This window comes from Acinetobacter sp. ANC_7503 (assembly GCF_056780035.1).
In genome coordinates, this window is record NZ_JBWYJA010000001.1 from 673107 (window position 1) to 690160 (window position 17054).

Genomic DNA, 17054 nt, shown 5'->3' on the forward strand with positions numbered 1-17054 from the left:
TTTAGGGCACGTTTTGTGACTTGAGAAAACCTCTATTCTGATGCATGATGGTGTTAAGAATAGAGGTTTTTTATGCAAGTTTATTTAGTAGGCGGCGCAGTGCGAGATCAGTTGCTCGGACACCCCTATCATGAAAAAGATTATGTCGTTGTCGGTGCAACACCAGAACAACTTTTAAACCAAGGTTTCCAACCTGTTGGTAAAGATTTTCCTGTATTTCTACATCCCGAAACTAAAGATGAATACGCCCTCGCTCGTACTGAGCGTAAATCTGGGCATGGTTATCATGGCTTTGAATTTTTTACCGATCCCTCGGTAACCCTTGAAGATGATTTAATTCGTCGTGATTTGACCATAAATGCAATGGCCATGAATGAAGATGGTGAGTTGTTCGACCCTTATCATGGTTTTCAAGATTTGAATCAACGCATTTTACGTCACGTTTCTGATGCATTTGCAGAGGATCCACTACGAGTATTGCGTGTTGCCCGTTTTGCAGCTCGCTATCATCAGTATGGTTTTAAAGTAGCTGAAGAAACCATAGCCTTAATGAAAAATTTGGCTGATTCTGGTGAATTGCAAGCACTTACACCTGAACGTGTTTGGAAAGAAACTTCTCGTGCTTTAATGGAACGTGATGCTGATATTTATTTCGAAGTCCTTCGTCAGTGTGATGCTCTCAAAATCCTCTTTCCAGAAATCGAAGCATTATTTGGTGTACCACAACGTCCTGAATACCATCCTGAAATTGACTGTGGTATTCATACCTTGATGTCATTACAACAAGCTTGTAAAGCAGACTACTCGATGGATGTACGCTTCGCAGTATTAGTGCATGATCTGGGTAAAGCACTCACGCCTAAAGATGAGTTACCTCGCCATATCATGCATGAGGAACGTGGTGTTCAGCCCGCGACTGATTTATGTGAACGTCTTAAAGTTCCGACCCAAACCAAACAATTGGCAATTGCGGTGTGCAAAGAACATCTTAAATGCCATCAGGCGTTTACATTAAAACCAGGAACACTTTGGCGTCTATTACAACGTTTAGATGTATTACGCCGTCCTGAACGTGTTGAGGCTTTTGTACAAGCATGTGAATGTGATGCCAAAGGTCGCTTAGGTCTCGAAGACCGTGAATATCCTCAAGCAAAATATGTATTAGATGCGGTACAGATTGTTCGTTCAATTAAAGCATCTGATTTACCGCCTGAGATCAAAGGCCCTGATATTGGTGAAATGCTGATACAAAAAAGAATCGAGGCTTTGGCAACGCACCGAGAAAAACATCAATCCTTGGTAAACGCATAATATTTACCTCCTGAGACTCAGGAGGTAATCGTATTTTAAAAGAATGATTGTTGAAAATATTTAAAAGAATCAACCATTGGTTTAATGATTGAAGCCACTAATAGTAGCGCCATACTGTAATTGAAAATTTTTAGATGCTGTGGTGTACGCACCAAAGTTTGTAATTTTTCTCCGAGTATTCCCCAAGCTCCCGTACATGGAATACAGACTAACCCAAACACAACACCCAAAATGATATACCAATAAAATTCACTGCCTGCAGCTAAATAAGTCGTCACCGCGCCCATTGCCATAATCCAAGCTTTTGGATTGACCCATTGAAATAATGCAGCTTGCAAAAAAGTAATGGGTTTTGCTTGAGTTTTATCTAATTCAACTGAGCCTGATTGAGCAATCTTAATGGCTAAGTAGATTAAATAAGCAATACCGATCAACTTTAGAATTTCGTAAACCAATTGATTTTGACTCAGTAATGTACCTATCCCTAAACCAACCAAAATCACCATGACCCCAAAACCGATCGCTACACCTAAAATGTGTCCATAAGTCGCACGGAGTCCAAAATTCACTCCTGAGGTTGCGACCATCAAATTGTTAGGTCCCGGTGTTATGGATGTCACAATTGTATAAATTACAAAAGATAAAAATATAGAAAAAGACATATAGTCGCCTATGATTATTGTTTTAAATCTTCAAATCGGAAAGATGAATTAAATCCAATATTAAAAGATAAAATATTAAATTTATCTAAACAAAATACATGAAAGATTAAATTATTTAAACATACTTCAATTCATACTTATAAACCATGTTTCAAGAGCCACGACAATGCTGATTAAACCTGTAAATTTAAACCATGATGTTGCAGCGATCGCTGAATTGACTACCCAACTTGGCTATCCAACTCGAACAGAAGTTATGAAAGAACGTTTAATGAGGTTGCAAGCTCAGGAGCGTTATACAACCCTAGTATTTATCGATCATGGACAAGTTGTCGCATATATTGGTTTTGTTGAAGAAATATCATGGGAATGTACTGATCCGTATTTTCGCATTCTAGTACTCATTGTAGATCAGGCGCATCGCGATAAAGGGATTGGTCAAAAAATGTTGGCTCACGTTGAACATATAGCCAGTCAACAAGGTATTCAAAAAATTGTGGTCAGTAGTGGTAATCGTGCTGAACGATTACCTGCACATCAGTTTTATTTAAATCACGGTTTTAAAGCGTATAGCACGACATTTGTCAAAATATTAGCTCCTCAAGATCGTCCTTTATTCTGAGGATAAAAAAAACTTATGAGCGATCAGCAGGAAATGTAATCACTTGCTCTAATTTCATTTTCTCTGTTGCCACCATCAGTAAACGATCGATTCCTAATGCGATACCTGAGCATTCTGGCATTTTAGGCAATGCGGCTAAGAGATTTTCATCTATTGGCATAACATCTAAGCCTAATTTTTCGCGTTCAGCATTATCAGCTTCAAAACGGGAACGCAATACATCTGCATCAATCAACTCATCATAAGCATTTGCTAACTCTAAGCCCTCAATGTAAAGCTCAAAACGTGCTGCAACCAATTCCCCATCTTCATCAACTCGAGTTTTTGCAAGAGATGCAAGTTCTGGTGGAAAATCTGTTAAAAATACAGGCGTATCAAAACCTAAGCTCGGTTCCACCATATGCGAAAATAACAAGTCGATATAACCTAGACGATCATCACCCAGATCTAGATTTAACCCAACACGATTACAACAATCCTTTAATTCCTTTAATGTGGATTTAAGTGGGTTGAGATCTAAGCGATCTATAAATGCATGTTTATAACTTAAAATCGTAGGTCGCACTTCGCCAAAACGATGTGCCAAAGTGACATTGAGTAAATCTGTAACTTCAAACATTAAGTCTTTGAGACTAAAATCAGGTCTATACCACTCAAGCATGGTAAATTCACTGTTATGTTTACGGCCATGTTCATCATCACGAAAAACTTTACAGATTTGATAAATTGGCCCTACTCCTGCTGCCAACAGGCGTTTCATGGCAAATTCTGGTGAAGTTTGAAGATAGTGCTTTTTCAAATGACCATGCACATGACGACTTGCCTCAACTGACGCCAAGTGGACATCGGTTACTCCAGCATGAGACAAAATTGGAGTTTCCACTTCCAAAACATCACGTTCTAAAAAAAATTGGCGAATCTGTTGATACATCCTCGCTCTGGCTTTCATGGCAGCAAAATCGCAAGTTGGTAGATAGCTCAGAGAGTCAGTCATGCCTGAGGCCCTCCATGAGCAGCCCATTCACGACGTAATGGATATGTTTTGCGTAATTGATCAAATGAGGCTTGATCTACTTTCCCATCTTTGAGGCATGCTCTTAAGTTCTGATCATCTCTAAAGATATCGTAGATATGGTTTAATTGAGTTTTCAGCGTGTGCTTGAGATCACTATTGTTAAAATATTGTTCACATGTAGGCAATTGGGTTTCGAACTGTTTTGAAGGTTGATGACCGAAATGCTGACAGAAAGCATCATAAATCATCTGGGTACCACGCGCTTTACCCTCAAGACTATACCCCGCAATATGAGGTGTCACCAATTGCACAAGATCCAGTAACTCTTCCGTAATGACTGGTTCATGCTCAAAGACATCTAGTACAACTTTACGACCTGTTGCTCGAATATCTGCAATCAAAGCTTGTTCTTCAATGACTGGCCCACGGGCAGAATTAATTAAAATTGTAGATGGTTTAAGCTTTTTTAAGGTCTCAGCATTAAACATATGTCGGGTTTCATGCATCCCTGAAGTGGTTAATGGCACATGGATAGAAATTGCATCTGCTTTTGAAAAAACTTCATCTAAAGTGACTTGCTGAATATTTTCTCTTTGTACAAAAGGATCAACCCCGATGACGCTCCATCCCAATAGTTTCGCCATATGTGCGAGTCGTGAACCGACATTACCCAGCCCAATAATGGCTAAAGTGAAATCTTGTTCAGCATCTAGAAGATGAGGATTTAGAGCTAATAACGCAGTAATAACATATTCAGAAACAGCTTGGGCATTACATCCTGCAGCATTTGACCAATGAATATTTTGTTGTTCAATTGCTGGAATGTCCAAATGATCTGTGCCGATCGTTGCACTACCCACAAAGGTTAATGCAGTATTTTGAATGAGCGCAGAATTCACTTTCGTCACAGAACGTACTAATAAGGCTTCAGCATCGACCACATCTTCATGCTTTAAGGTACGACCAGCTTTATTATCAATATCGCCAAATTCTGAAAAGAAATAATCTGTGAATGCGAGATTTTCATCTGCAACGATTTTCATGAGCCTACCCATCAAGATTTTAGCATTATGATAACGCTTCTGGGAGGGTTAGGCTATGTGGCTCGCAGCTTGAGCGACTGACTACCAACCACATAGCACCATTCCTTAAATCAATCTAAATAGAACGTTTTTAAAGGTGGATAACCATTAAATTCGACCGAAGCATAAGAGGTTGTATAAGCTCCAGTACTTAACCAATAGAGTCGATCTCCAATGCTCAAGTTTTTAGGTAACTGATAAGGCACTTTTTCATACATGATATCAGTTGAATCACAGGTCGGGCCTGCAAGCACAACACTTGAATGCTCAGGTGCTGAATGCATTTTAGGTGTGTATATAGGATATTTGATCATCTCACCTAAAGTTTCAATTAGTCCATTAAAGACGCCCACATCCGTGTAGACCCATCGTTTATCATCATGTGCTGATTTATTGGCGATAAGAACAATCTCTGAAACAATCACACCAGCATTACCCACCAACGATCTGCCTGGCTCCAAAAATAATATCACCTGATCATCAAAGTGTTCATCAAGATAGCGTTGAATCTCGTGCGCATAACTTTGGATACTGTCAACATCAGCTAAGTAATGTGCTGGGAAACCACCACCCAAATTGATTAATTGTAAACTGATACCGTATTGGTCTTTCAAAGTATTAAATATTTGCTTCACTATCGTTAAAGCTGAACGCCATACAGTGACATCACGTTGCTGACTACCGACATGGAATGACACGCCAAAGGGTATTAAACCCAATTGTCTAGCTTTCACCATTAAATCAACCGCCATATCTGGATGGCATCCAAATTTACGTGATAGTGGCCAATCTGCTGTACCTCCTGACTCTACCATTGCCCTGACAAAGACTTTAGAGTTCGGTGCGAATTCGGCTATTTGGGCGAGATCTGCTTCAGCATCAGTGACAAATAAACGGATTCCTTTTTGGTAAGCGTATTCAACGTCTGAAGCTTTTTTAATAGTATTACCGTATGAAATACGATCTGGATGAATTCCACATTCAAGCGCTTTGTCTAACTCATAAATTGATGCAACATCAAAACATGAGCCAAGTTGATCAAGTTTATGAATAATTTCACGACCTGGATTTGCTTTCACTGCATAATAAATATGGGCTTTTGGAAAGCTATTTTGCAACTCAATAAATTGAGTTTGCACTTGATCTAAATCAACAACTAAAAAAGGGCTTTGCTTTGTTTCGGCAAAATTTTGGATTTTTTTCCATTGTTGATCAGAATAGTATTTTTCTAATTGCATGTAAGATCCACTCACGTTAGCGAATAATTTAACGAAAATGACCTTTGGCTATAAGTGTTTTGGCTAGGGCCGTTGATTGTGCATGTGTTGATTTTCAAGGTATGCACATTAGTCTTACATTAATCTCTATCCAATTTAAGACGATCACTCCATTCATTCAACGTTGGCTCCTCCACCAGATCTTGAAATTCAATTTGAAAGCCTTTTTCACGTAGCAATCCAACCAGCGTCATAAGACTTACTGAATCAAGTCCTAACATAAATAAATTATCCTCCTGCTGAATTTCATCTACAGGTAAATTCAATTGATGAGCGACCATATTTTTTAACTCAAGCATGCTTAATTCATTCATGATCATTGCCCCTGACCTAAGGCGTTAATCACAGTCTGAGTATCTATGACTTTTGCACAGCGCCCAGTCGCATACTTTAGTGCAAGATCATGTTCTTCTCGGCTAAAATCCGCCAAGGCATCACCCACCATAAATGCTTGAATATCCAACATAAATGCTTCGGCAGCTGTTAATAAGCAACCAATATGGGCATATACTCCACAAATCACTAATTGATCGCGATTGGCTTGTTTGATTTGCTGCTCAAAATCACTTTTTTTAAATGCGCTATAGCGCCATTTTGTCAGCACGGTGTCTTCATTTTTTGGTTGAAGCGGATCAATAATTTTGGTCAATGCTGGATCAGCTGACAAACCTTTACCCCAAAAATCCGTTAATAGTTGACGATGTTCTTGCGTCTGATCTCCAGGTTGTGCGGTGTAATAGACTGGAATTCCTAGTGCATGTGCCTGATCAATAAGGGCTTTACAATTTCGGATTAATGTGGGAATGGGCGCTTGGGTCTGATCGTAAAAATCTAAAAAATATTGCTGAACATCATGTACCAATAAAACCGACCGTGACGCATCTAAAGTCCAATCAACTTTGTTAACTGGAAAATCTTGAGCAGATGGCATGGGATAACTTGCAATACGTGGGATTGACATATTTTATTTCCTTAGTTAAATCGTGTCTTCGGTGAGGCGTTTTCTGAGTTGTTTCTTGTCGATTTTGCCCAATGCCGTATAAGGCATTTCTTCAATAAATTCGATGCGATCTGGGATCTTATAGGTCGCCAGACCGTATGCTTGAACGAATTGTCTAATTTGCAGTTTCAGCCTTGTTTCTGATGCATCTTGATCGTTAGGTCGCCATTGAATAAATGCACAACTTTTTTCTCCTAACTTTGGATCTGGTTGTGCAACCAAGGCGGACAAGATGATTTGTTGGTGTTGATTTAAAACCTGTTCGACTTCTTCCGTCGCGATTTTTTCACCGCCACGATTAATTTGTTCCTTACTTCGTCCTTCAACAATAATATTGCCTTCTGGCGTTAATCGTACTAAATCACCAGTGCGATAAAATCCATCTAAGGTAAAAGCACTTCGATTATGTTCTGAAGCCCGATAATAACCTCTAATGGTATAAGGGCCGCGAGTTAAAAGATGCCCCACCTCACCCAATGGCAGCTCGTGATCCTCCTCATCGACGATTTTTATTTCATCATCTGGACTTATACGGGAACCTTGGGTACCTATAATGACTTCTTTCGGATCATCGTAACGCGTGTAATTCACCAAGCCTTCTGCCATACCAAATACTTGTTGTAATCGGCATTGGTATTGATCAATCAACTTTTCAGCTAAAGCATCTGGCAACCTTGCTCCACCGACCTGTAAGGCCGTTAATTTTTTAAAAATATTTGTTCCGCCATTTTGAACAGCTTCAGCCCATGTTGCTGCTAATGCAGGGACAAGAGCAACATGCGTGATATTGTGCGATTCAATGAGTGGAAATACAGTTTGGGGAGAAGGATCTTTCGCTAAAATAAGTGTTCCACCTGCATAAAATAGCCCCAATGAACCAGCCGAACTCATACTGAAATTATGTGCTACAGGAAGCACCATAAGCATACGGCTTTCTGTATCAAGTTCACAAATATCTGCACTGGCACGAACACTATACAAATAGTCATCATGTGTTCGTGGTATAAGTTTCGGTGTGCCAGTACTGCCCCCTGAAAGTTGAAAAAAAGCCACATGGCGAGCCGTTAATTTGGGCTTTGAAACCATATGATTTTTAAACGATGCAAGATTCGGCCAAGGATCAAAATCGCCTGCATCACCAACGACAATCACTTGCTGTAAAGTCGGACATCTGCGCTGGCACTCTTGCGCTAAGGATCTGTAATCAAAGCCTAGATGCTTATCTGCACAGATATACAATTTGGCATCTGTTTGCTGAATAAAATGACTTACTTCGGCATGACGGTGTGCTGGTAAACTCATCACTGGTCGCATCCCTATCCGCAAAGCTGCAAAATAAGCAATAAAAAACTCTGCTATATTTGGCATTTGAATCACAACAGCATCTGCCAGCCCATAGCCTTGTTTAGTCAAGAAGACTGCAAATTGTTCAATATTTTGATTCAGCTCTTGATAAGAATACTGGCGATCACCACAAATCAATGCCACCTGATTGGCAAATTTCTGGGCTGATTCTTGAAAAAATTCAGAAATGGTTTGACCTTTCCAATATCCCTTTTGAATGTACCGTTCTACGAAATCTTCTGGGTATGGCACGATGCCATCCCAGAGCAAAGACTCGTCATTTACATTTGCATTCATTTTATTCCCCATGATTTAAGTGCTGAGAATCTAAACCCAATGCATTTAACATCGTTTTAAATTTCACGATGGTTTCTGACAGTTCACTGTTCGGCTGTGAAGCTTCAACAATTCCTGCACCCGCATAAAGACGCGCATAATGGTCAAAGATACGCCCACAACGTACATTCACTGCCCAAGCACCATTCCCTCGGGCATCACACCACCCCATAGTTCCTGCGAATAGGTTACGGTTAAAAGGCTCTAGTTCCGAAATCAACTGGCGAGCCATAGGGGCTGGTTGTCCACAGACTGCTGGCGTTGGATGTAAAATTGAGACCACATCAAAGATATGTTGCTCTGGATCTTTCAACGTTCCCTGAATTTTGGTCGCCAAGTGCCAAACCGCCTCTGTTTTAATCAGTGAAGGTGATTTTGGGATATTGAGCGTTTTGCACAAGGGAGAGAGTTGATCTGCAATGGCTTCGATGACCACGGCGTGTTCATGCTGATCTTTTTGCGAAGCAAGCAATTTTTCAGCTTGTTGTTGATCCAGTGTTGGATCTGAATGACGTGCTAATGTTCCTGCAACTGGATGGCTAAACAAATATTCATTTTGCTTCGCAACGAGAAGTTCTGGACTTGCCCCCATAAACCAACCAGATTGTTTTGGGTTTTGGGCCAATGCAAATGTGTAGCCATCAGGATTAGAGGCCAACAACTGGTAAAATAAATCAATAATATTAATTTTGTGTTGGGTTTTAAGATCAATTGCCCGAGCCAACACTGCTTTTTCTAGCGGTGATGACCTCATCAATTCAACCAATTTGACGACTCCAGCAATGTATTCCTCTTGTGCTGGGATGAGAGTCGCTTGCACTTGATCATCAAGAAAAGACTGAGCCGAATGATCAATGCGCTCATTTACAAATGTGTTTTTTGCTTCCGCAATCGAGATTTCTGGTAAATCTCGATGATCAAAAGGCAAGCTCCCGACCAAAATAAGATCTTTATTCGCTGTTAATTCGATTTTTTTTTGTAGTGTAGATTTTGCTTGTTCGAGCCACTGTGCTTGCTGCTGATTAAAATTTAAATGAGAAGCTCGATCAAATTCGATATGTTCAATTAACTTTTTACTTGAAATGGTCCCCGTTGGCGTTGCGAACACGAAGCCAGGTTGATCTTCCTCAATTAACTCTTCCTTTTTTATACCTATCATATTTTGAAAAACTGACGGTTCTATTGGCAACATATTTGTTCTCACGATTATCTGTTCGCACTGCGTGCATCAAACTTTCAACATTCACAAAAGGACAACCTCTAGGAGTTGAACGCAACCAATATAATAATTATTATTCCCAATTGAAAATGATTATCGTTTCAATTTGTTAATAAAATTAAAGGATACTTAAATGGGTTTATATATCGTGACGGGTGCAGCCAGAGGAATTGGCGCTGAAATTTGTCGTCAACTATTGCAGAAGGATCATCAAGTCATTGCAATTGATCGGATCGATGACATCAATCAATGGGAACTTTTTAAATTAATTCCTGAAGCATCACTCAACCATCTAGACCACATCAGCTGTGACATTCGTAAGACCAATGAGATTATTCAGCACATTGAAAATTCTATACTTTTTAAAGGCACGATCACGGGTTTAGTGAATGCTGTAGGAGTCTTAGAAATGGGATCTTTATTAAATACATCTGTTGAACAATGGCATGAAAATTTGTCGATAAATTTCATTGGCCCTGCCGAACTTAGTCGTTGGGTCGCTCACCAAATGATTCCGCAAAGAGAAGGTGCGATTGTGAGCATCAGTTCAAATGCAGCCCTCATTCCAAGAATGAATATGGGTTTGTATGCAACGACCAAAGCTACAGTGAGTCACTATTTTAAAAATCTTGCGTTGGAACTCGCGCCTCACAATATTCGCTGTAACTTAGTTTTACCTGGCTCAACCCTTACACAAATGCAAAAACAACTATGGACTGAGGATCGCCCTCCAGCAGGCATTGTCAACGGAAATCTAGAACAATTCCGAAATGGTATTCCATTGCAAAAGATTGCTGAGGCTGAAGATATTGCCAATGCCGTGATGTTTTTACTTTCAGAGCAAGCACGCCAAATCACAATGCACGAATTAGTGGTTGATGGTGGAGCAACTCTAGGCGTGTAACAGCCCTATTGCCTCATTCAAAGGATAAACTGCCAGACTATTCTGGCAGTGGTTTATGAATTTGAAGTTGTTCAAAAACAAGTTCTGGTTGAGCTAACCAAGTTTTCATCATCCCCATAAAATCATACCAATAAGCTTTGAGACTTGGCACATCATAAAGTTCTTTATGGCCGTCAACAGCGAGATACAAACGCTCAATACCATTAACAAACTTATTGGTAATCGCGGTATCAAAGTCTTCAATTGGGCCAGCGGATATGGTTGTTTTTGTTAACTTACACCCTTCGAAATGTTCAGGTAAAGGATAAGGAATCCAATTCACAATAGGTCCAAACAAGATATTTTCATAGGGATCAAAATCTTCTAATACAAATCGCATTTGCTCAAAATAGCTTTGCTGATGCGGTCGAATTTCGGCAAACCTTTTCGTTAATAATAAAATGATTTCTTTTAAGTTTTCTTGTCCAGTAATGCCCAACCTTAATGGCAGGATATTCATGACTAAGCAAGGAATACGCATAGATGAAGTACCCAACCGAGACATAAAAGGTACCCCAAAGCATTGTTGAGGATCTTTAGACTGTTTTATTAAATAACTCATCATCACTGCCATGACAATAAGAGCACTGGGCAATTTTAATTCAGTTGCTAATGCATTTAATTGTAGCTGTGTAGGCCAATCAATTACCTCTTCATAACGTGGCCCTTGTGAAAATGGTTCTTTTAATTTTCGTTTAAGTCGTTTCTTAGGGGCTTTCTCATACGAAAAATTAGCCTTCCAAAAGTCCAAATCTTTTTTAGCTTTTTCAGAGTGAAGGTAGTGCTGTTCTTCTGCAATAAACTTTTCATAATGATCGAACCCTTTAATTTTTAATTCAGTACCATTTTTGAGAGATTGATAATAATCAATAAATCGGCTAATCATCAGTCCGTAAGCGTAGCCATCTAATGCAACGTGATGCGCTTTAAAAAATAATCCATACTTTTGCTCACCTAAGTGTGCAAACACATAGTCATATAAATGACCCGATTCTAAATTAAATGCTGGTTCTACTTCTTTTTCAGCCCACGCTAAAATTTCCTCCTCATCAAGCTGAGATAAATCAACGAAGCTAGGTTTCCGTATCGTGACATCATCTACTCGATAGACGTGTTCGCCCTGAACTAAAGCTCGCCAATGAAGCGATTTAGCTTCCTTTAATGTGAGATAAACTGCTTTTTGAAAAAGCTCTCGATCTAATGGTCCCTCAATCACCAACCACTCCGCCGTATGAAAAGGATAACTGCCATGATAATGATGTCCTTTCCACATACTGTGTTGTGCACGAGTTAATAGATCATGGGATTCATTGATTTGCATAAGACAACCGCATATATTTAATTTTCATTATAAAATCAAAGCTTTACAAAATATCCTAACCTTCATATTTTGTGATTACACTTTGGCACAAAAAGATTATTAAATATAATGATTATCATTTGCAAATTTAATTTGTTTGATTTAGATTAATAACCATTCAAATCTGTCGACTGACGCACGTATTACTGTATCGACGATCTTCACTCCATTGATAAGTACAGAAGATTAAATAATGACGACACAATCTCCTCCTCTAGCTCGACATATTTCTGTCCATTCAACAGAACAAATTTCCACTCATTTACAGCGTATTAAGTTTAAAAGTGAAGATTTCACAGGTTATGCAAAATGTGATGGTGGTGCGCACATCAAATTGTTTTTTCCTAACCCTGATCAACAAGCACCTGACCTCCCGTTTCGAAATTCTTTAGGCAAAATTACGTGGCCAAATGGAAAGAAACCAATTACGCGGACATATACTGTTCGAGATTTCGATGAAGAACAGCAACTTTTAGTCATCGATTTTGTAAGACATGAAGATTTTGGTATAGCGGCTGATTGGGCAAAGCATGCGAGTCCAGGTGATCTGTTAGGTCTAGCCGGTCCAGGAGGACCAGCACGTTTTAAAATCGATGCAGAATATTGGATTTTTGTTGGAGATCTTTCAGCAATCCCGATGATCGCTGCCTCGCTTGAACAATTACCAAAAGACGCTCATGGTGAAGTTTGGATCGAAATCGAAGATGATTCAGACCAAATACATCTGAATAAACCTGAACACATTAAGCTTCATTGGTGCAAAGGCCCTCATGAATTGAATAATAACATCCGTCATTCTTTGCAAAACTTAGACTGGAAAAATAAAGATATTTCAGTATCACTGGCGGGTGAAAATTCAACGGTGGTTGAACTTCGTAAAATACTGAGACAAAACTTTCAGCTACCCAAAAGCAATTTATATGCTGTGCCTTATTGGAAGCAAGGTCACAACGAAGAGGCTTATCATGAGGAACGCCATCAAGTGATGGATGCCGTTGAATAAGTGAATAGAATTATTTTAATGAAATATGTAGAAAGATATGAAATATAAAATTGCAATTATATTGAGTGCTATCACTCTCTTCACAGCATGTTCTCAGTCGAATGAACCTTCTTCACGAGACAGTAAAGCGACGGTTGAATCTCAAATAAATACGACACGACAAATTGAAGATGCTTTAGGTCGTCAAGTCACAATTCCTGTACAGCCACAACGTGTTGTGGTTTTAAGTGAACTTGATTTGGATAGTGCTATTGCGCTTGGAATAAAACCTATAGGCAGTAGTTATGTTCGAGGTCAAAGTAATTTTCCAGATTACCTCAAAAATGAAACACAACAAATCGCCTCCGTCGGTAACTTTGGACAACCGAGCATGGAACAAATTCTTACGTTACAACCTGACTTAATTATTGCTGGAAGCATGATTGATACACAAATGATTAATCAATTGCAGCAAATTGCACCCACTGCAGTCAGTTTTGCACGCGGCGAGCCATGGAAAGACAGTTTCAAAAAGGTAGCTCATTTATTAAACAAAGAACAACAAGCCCAAAAAGCTCTAGAAGCGTACGATCAATATGCGCAAGAAGCTCAACAGAAATTACATGCTCAACAAGGTCAATCAGTCAGTGTCATTCGTTGGACAGCCAATGGACCTGTGTATATGTTAAATGATTCATTTGCGAGCCAAGTTTTAAAAGATATTGGCTTAACACGACCTCAACATCAGCAACAACCAGGTGCAAGCCATACGCCTCCAATCAGTCGTGAACGTTTTGATCAAATTAATGCAGACTGGCTCATCATTGGCAGCCATCTAAACGCAGATAAGCAGCTGGCCGAACTAGAAAAATTACCAGAATTCCAACGTCTTAATGCTGCAAAAAACAAGCATTATTTCGTGGTTGATGCATCTATGTGGACTGGCATAGGTGGACCACATGCTGCTCGTCATGCCATTGATGATGTATTGAAGCATCTCCATAATTAACATGCTGACGAATGCTACAACTGTACTTGACCGATTCCCGCTGATGGGAATCGTGCTTAGCTTGATTATTTTATGTTGCACTGTTTTATCGATCGCGTACGGCGCTGGTCAGCCCTACTTTACAGACAGTTTGCAACTTATTCTTCAGGCATTAAGTCAATGGTCGTTAGAGCCAATCACTTCCCTATTGGAAATTAGAATACCACGCACTATTGCGGCGGTGAGTGTCGGATTAGCTTTAGCGATCTCAGGCGTCATCCTTCAGAACTTGCTTAAAAACCCTTTGGCTGATAGTGGATTAATCGGAATTAATAGTGGTGCCTCTCTTGCCATTGTTTTGGCCATTGTTCTTCAAATGGATACCTTAGGACTATTTTTTTGGGCGCTAATTGGTGCATTAGTGAGTGCCTTATTGGTCTTTGCCATCACCCCTCGTCAAATGACAGATCAAAGCTCACTTACACGTTTAGTCTTGGCTGGACTGGCGATCACCAGTACATTCCAAGGTTTTATGGCTGCCATTCTTCTGAGTTTCCAAAATGGCTTAGACGACTATCGCTTTTGGGTTTTGGGTTCGCTCAATCGCGTTGATATTCAATATCTTGGTCTTGCACTAATTTTAATGGCGATCGGACTCATCATCGCTATATTGGTGATACGCCCTCTAGCTCTTAGCTTAGTTGGTGATCAACTGGCGAATAGCTTAGGCTTAAATACGAAACTACTTGATGCATTCTGCATTTTAGCTGTGGTTTTATTAACTGGAAGTGCCGTTGCATTAACAGGACCAATTGCCTTTTTAGGCTTGATTGCACCTTACTTTGCACGAGCTATTGGTGCTCAGAGTATTCAGAAACAACTCATCTATAGCGGACTATTTGGCATGTTGTTGTTGCTGATCGCGGATATCATTGCACGTGCAGTCGTTCAACCTTTCGAAGCCCCTGTCAGTATTCTTTTAGCCTTATTAGGCGCACCTATTTTGATATGGATGGTACGTCAAAACAACTTACAAAATATCATTCAAGCGGAGAAATAATATGTCTTCTCTGTTAAGTCATTTAAAACAAAAATCAGTGATAAAGGCTTGGATAATCATTGCGATTCTACTGATATCACTTAGTTTATTTAGCTTGATGTACGGTGAAATCACATTAAATTTGAATACGCTATGGAATGTATTGACAGGCAATGCGTCAGCTCTACATCAACTTCTCGTTGAAAAGATTAGATTACCACGACTTTTGGCGGCCTTATTGATTGGCGCTGCACTCGCCTTATCTGGTCTCATTCTTCAAATTATCACCAAAAACCCTCTTGCGAGCCCAGATGTTTTTGGTATCAGTGACAGTGCAGTGCTTGCTTTGGCATTCACCATTCTCCTCTCAAGTTCTAGTATGTTAGGTCAATGGTGGCAAGCATTGATGGGCGCGATCTTCTGTGTTTTTTTTATTTTAATTGCTTCAGGCGGCGTGGGAACACAGGGGTATCGTATTTTGGTCATCGGGGTCGGAATTGCAACACTCATGAAAGCCAGTTTTGACCTTATCCTTGCGACACTGCCAGTAATGCACACCAGTAATATTTTAATTTTTAGTAGTGGTAGTTTGATTGGTCGCAGCTACAGCATCTTGCTACCAACTTCGATTTTTATCATGCTGCTTGTCAGTATTATTGTGCTGTGGCGGCGACTATTTAGTGCAATAGTTCTCCCTGATTCTGTCATTGATAGTCTAGGAGAACCCTTATCTAAAATTAGACTGATGCTCATTATTATTGCTGCCTTTCTCGCTGGGACCGCTGTCAGTATTGCAGGCCCCATTGGATTCGTGGCTATTGCCGCACCAATCATCGCATTTAAATCATTTCCTCATCATTTATTTCCGATTTTCCCAACCATGTGTATTGGTGCATTAATGGTTTTAAGTGCTGATTTACTTGGAAAAAATTTGCTTGCCCCTGTCGAAATTCCCGCAGGCATTATTAGTGGCATGGTTGGTGGTCCACTGTTGTTGTGGTTGTTATATCGTCATTCTAGAAGTATGAGTCGTACATGAGTTTAATCATCAATCAATTAAGTGCTGGATATAATCATCATCAAGTTTTGAAGGGTATCAATGCTGAATTTCAGCAGGGTCAAGTCATCGTCCTCATTGGTCCAAATGGCTGTGGAAAATCGACCTTGTTAAAATGTATTGCTCAAATTCATCCTTATGATCAAGGCGAAGTCATTTGGGAAAAAAATCAACTGAATATACTCAGTAAAAAGTTGCTCGCTAAACAACTTGCATTACTTCCACAGCATGTAACTGCACCCAACGGCATGACAGTTGAGCAGTTAGTGCGCTTCGGTCGTTTTCCACACCAAGGTTGGTTTAAACGACTCAACATCGAAGACCAAAAAGCGATTGATGACGCCTTGTCTGCGACCCATTTAAGCGAATTAAAAAATCAAAATTTAAGCAATCTATCAGGAGGTCAACGTCAACGTGCATGGATCGCAATGGTCCTCGCACAACAAACTCCTTTAATTCTTTTAGATGAACCAATCAGTATGCTCGATATCGGTCATCAAGCCGATATTTTAAATTTAGTCCGCTCTCTAGCCTCACAAGGTAAAACCATAGTGATGGTTCTACATGAATTAGCCACTGCTGCACGCTGTGCCGATTTTCTAGTTGCCATGAAAGATGGTCAAATCATTGCACAAGGAAAATCAGAAGATGTTTTAACAAAGCAATTAGTTCATCAACTCTATAACTTAGATGCTGAAGTCAGGCTGGTTGAAGATGATCAACTCAAAAAAAGGTTACTGGTCATCCCAAATAAGTTTGGTGATTAAACACTCGAATAAAAAGCTTGAATATATAGAATGAAAAAAACCCTGACATT

The 17054-nt window shown here is 39.7% G+C and carries 17 protein-coding genes; 8 read left to right on the forward strand and 9 right to left on the reverse strand.

The window, feature by feature from the left end; genetic code table 11:
- Window positions 1-72: 72 nt before the first annotated feature.
- Window positions 73-1311, forward strand: a complete 1239-nt coding sequence (locus AC1M9M_RS03350; protein ID WP_481595602.1) for a multifunctional CCA addition/repair protein — start codon at window positions 73-75, stop codon at window positions 1309-1311.
- Between the two features lie 35 nt (window positions 1312-1346).
- On the opposite strand, the gene AC1M9M_RS03355 is transcribed toward AC1M9M_RS03350, so the two are convergent.
- Complete coding sequence (locus tag AC1M9M_RS03355) at window positions 1347-1973, reverse strand: LysE family translocator (protein ID WP_481595603.1); 627 nt, start codon at window positions 1971-1973, stop codon at window positions 1347-1349.
- Between the two features lie 166 nt (window positions 1974-2139).
- On the opposite strand from AC1M9M_RS03355, the gene AC1M9M_RS03360 reads away from it, so the two are divergent.
- Entirely contained in the window at window positions 2140-2595 is a 456-nt protein-coding gene (locus AC1M9M_RS03360; RefSeq protein ID WP_481595604.1) for a GNAT family N-acetyltransferase, read from the forward strand.
- Window positions 2596-2608: 13 nt separating this feature from the next.
- On the opposite strand, the gene epmA is transcribed toward AC1M9M_RS03360, so the two are convergent.
- The 7 genes from epmA to AC1M9M_RS03395 form a co-directional block, all read right to left on the reverse strand.
- Window positions 2609-3589, reverse strand: a complete 981-nt coding sequence (epmA, locus tag AC1M9M_RS03365) for an EF-P lysine aminoacylase EpmA (protein WP_481595605.1) — start codon at window positions 3587-3589, stop codon at window positions 2609-2611.
- Entirely contained in the window at window positions 3586-4653 is a 1068-nt protein-coding gene (locus AC1M9M_RS03370) for a 4-phosphoerythronate dehydrogenase (protein ID WP_481595606.1), read from the reverse strand. Before AC1M9M_RS03370 ends, epmA begins: the two co-directional genes overlap by 4 nt.
- Before the next feature lie 110 nt (window positions 4654-4763).
- Window positions 4764-5930: a type III PLP-dependent enzyme gene (locus AC1M9M_RS03375; RefSeq protein ID WP_481591300.1), complete on the reverse strand. Its 1167-nt coding sequence runs from the start codon at window positions 5928-5930 to the stop codon at window positions 4764-4766.
- A gap of 119 nt (window positions 5931-6049) precedes the next feature.
- Window positions 6050-6283 carry a phosphopantetheine-binding protein gene (locus AC1M9M_RS03380; RefSeq protein WP_092765993.1) on the reverse strand — a complete coding sequence of 78 codons (234 nt, stop codon included), beginning with the start codon at window positions 6281-6283 and terminating at the stop codon, window positions 6050-6052.
- 2 nt (window positions 6284-6285) lie between these two features.
- Complete coding sequence (locus tag AC1M9M_RS03385; RefSeq protein ID WP_481595607.1) at window positions 6286-6930, reverse strand: isochorismatase family protein; 645 nt, start codon at window positions 6928-6930, stop codon at window positions 6286-6288.
- A gap of 15 nt (window positions 6931-6945) precedes the next feature.
- Entirely contained in the window at window positions 6946-8610 is a 1665-nt protein-coding gene (locus AC1M9M_RS03390) for a (2,3-dihydroxybenzoyl)adenylate synthase (protein WP_481595608.1), read from the reverse strand.
- Window position 8611: 1 nt separating this feature from the next.
- Window positions 8612-9841: an isochorismate synthase gene (locus AC1M9M_RS03395; RefSeq protein ID WP_481588511.1), complete on the reverse strand. Its 1230-nt coding sequence runs from the start codon at window positions 9839-9841 to the stop codon at window positions 8612-8614.
- A gap of 160 nt (window positions 9842-10001) precedes the next feature.
- Here AC1M9M_RS03395 and AC1M9M_RS03400 point away from each other — a divergent pair, with 160 nt between their 5' ends.
- Window positions 10002-10772 (forward strand): SDR family oxidoreductase, encoded by a 771-nt coding sequence (locus AC1M9M_RS03400; RefSeq protein WP_481595609.1) that lies wholly within the window; start codon window positions 10002-10004, stop codon window positions 10770-10772.
- Between the two features lie 37 nt (window positions 10773-10809).
- Here AC1M9M_RS03400 and AC1M9M_RS03405 read toward each other — a convergent pair whose 3' ends face one another.
- Complete coding sequence (locus AC1M9M_RS03405; protein WP_481595610.1) at window positions 10810-12132, reverse strand: condensation domain-containing protein; 1323 nt, start codon at window positions 12130-12132, stop codon at window positions 10810-10812.
- Window positions 12133-12364: 232 nt separating this feature from the next.
- Between AC1M9M_RS03405 and AC1M9M_RS03410 the strand changes: the two genes are divergently transcribed.
- From AC1M9M_RS03410 to AC1M9M_RS03430, 5 genes are read left to right on the forward strand one after another with little or no spacing between them, the layout of a single operon-like run.
- Window positions 12365-13174: a siderophore-interacting protein gene (locus AC1M9M_RS03410; RefSeq protein WP_481588514.1), complete on the forward strand. Its 810-nt coding sequence runs from the start codon at window positions 12365-12367 to the stop codon at window positions 13172-13174.
- A 37-nt stretch (window positions 13175-13211) separates the two neighbouring features.
- Window positions 13212-14162 (forward strand): ABC transporter substrate-binding protein, encoded by a 951-nt coding sequence (locus AC1M9M_RS03415; protein ID WP_481595611.1) that lies wholly within the window; start codon window positions 13212-13214, stop codon window positions 14160-14162.
- Window position 14163: 1 nt separating this feature from the next.
- On the forward strand, window positions 14164-15201 hold the full coding sequence (locus tag AC1M9M_RS03420; RefSeq protein WP_481595612.1) for a FecCD family ABC transporter permease: 1038 nt from the start codon (window positions 14164-14166) through the stop codon (window positions 15199-15201).
- A gap of 1 nt (window position 15202) precedes the next feature.
- Window positions 15203-16219: a FecCD family ABC transporter permease gene (locus AC1M9M_RS03425; protein WP_481595613.1), complete on the forward strand. Its 1017-nt coding sequence runs from the start codon at window positions 15203-15205 to the stop codon at window positions 16217-16219.
- Entirely contained in the window at window positions 16216-17004 is a 789-nt protein-coding gene (locus AC1M9M_RS03430; protein WP_481595614.1) for an ABC transporter ATP-binding protein, read from the forward strand. Before AC1M9M_RS03425 ends, AC1M9M_RS03430 begins: the two co-directional genes overlap by 4 nt.
- The last annotated feature ends 50 nt before the right edge of the window (window positions 17005-17054 follow it).

Excerpts from the sequence above, each read along its gene's own strand:
- AC1M9M_RS03410 (WP_481588514.1), top strand. The coding sequence starts at position 12,365 with ATGACGACACAATCTCCTCCTCTAGCTCGACATATTTCTGTCCATTCA.
- AC1M9M_RS03405 (WP_481595610.1), bottom strand. The coding sequence starts at position 12,132 with ATGCAAATCAATGAATCCCATGATCTATTAACTCGTGCACAACACAGT.
- AC1M9M_RS03355 (WP_481595603.1), bottom strand. The coding sequence starts at position 1,973 with ATGTCTTTTTCTATATTTTTATCTTTTGTAATTTATACAATTGTGACA.
- AC1M9M_RS03415 (WP_481595611.1), top strand. The coding sequence starts at position 13,212 with ATGAAATATAAAATTGCAATTATATTGAGTGCTATCACTCTCTTCACA.
- AC1M9M_RS03380 (WP_092765993.1), bottom strand. The coding sequence starts at position 6,283 with ATGAATGAATTAAGCATGCTTGAGTTAAAAAATATGGTCGCTCATCAA.
- AC1M9M_RS03360 (WP_481595604.1), top strand. The coding sequence starts at position 2,140 with ATGCTGATTAAACCTGTAAATTTAAACCATGATGTTGCAGCGATCGCT.
- AC1M9M_RS03375 (WP_481591300.1), bottom strand. The coding sequence starts at position 5,930 with ATGCAATTAGAAAAATACTATTCTGATCAACAATGGAAAAAAATCCAA.
- AC1M9M_RS03370 (WP_481595606.1), bottom strand. The coding sequence starts at position 4,653 with ATGAAAATCGTTGCAGATGAAAATCTCGCATTCACAGATTATTTCTTT.
- AC1M9M_RS03430 (WP_481595614.1), top strand. The coding sequence starts at position 16,216 with ATGAGTTTAATCATCAATCAATTAAGTGCTGGATATAATCATCATCAA.
- AC1M9M_RS03420 (WP_481595612.1), top strand. The coding sequence starts at position 14,164 with ATGCTGACGAATGCTACAACTGTACTTGACCGATTCCCGCTGATGGGA.
- AC1M9M_RS03385 (WP_481595607.1), bottom strand. The coding sequence starts at position 6,930 with ATGTCAATCCCACGTATTGCAAGTTATCCCATGCCATCTGCTCAAGAT.
- AC1M9M_RS03390 (WP_481595608.1), bottom strand. The coding sequence starts at position 8,610 with ATGAATGCAAATGTAAATGACGAGTCTTTGCTCTGGGATGGCATCGTG.
- epmA (WP_481595605.1), bottom strand. The coding sequence starts at position 3,589 with ATGACTGACTCTCTGAGCTATCTACCAACTTGCGATTTTGCTGCCATG.
- AC1M9M_RS03400 (WP_481595609.1), top strand. The coding sequence starts at position 10,002 with ATGGGTTTATATATCGTGACGGGTGCAGCCAGAGGAATTGGCGCTGAA.
- AC1M9M_RS03425 (WP_481595613.1), top strand. The coding sequence starts at position 15,203 with ATGTCTTCTCTGTTAAGTCATTTAAAACAAAAATCAGTGATAAAGGCT.
- AC1M9M_RS03395 (WP_481588511.1), bottom strand. The coding sequence starts at position 9,841 with ATGTTGCCAATAGAACCGTCAGTTTTTCAAAATATGATAGGTATAAAA.
- AC1M9M_RS03350 (WP_481595602.1), top strand. The coding sequence starts at position 73 with ATGCAAGTTTATTTAGTAGGCGGCGCAGTGCGAGATCAGTTGCTCGGA.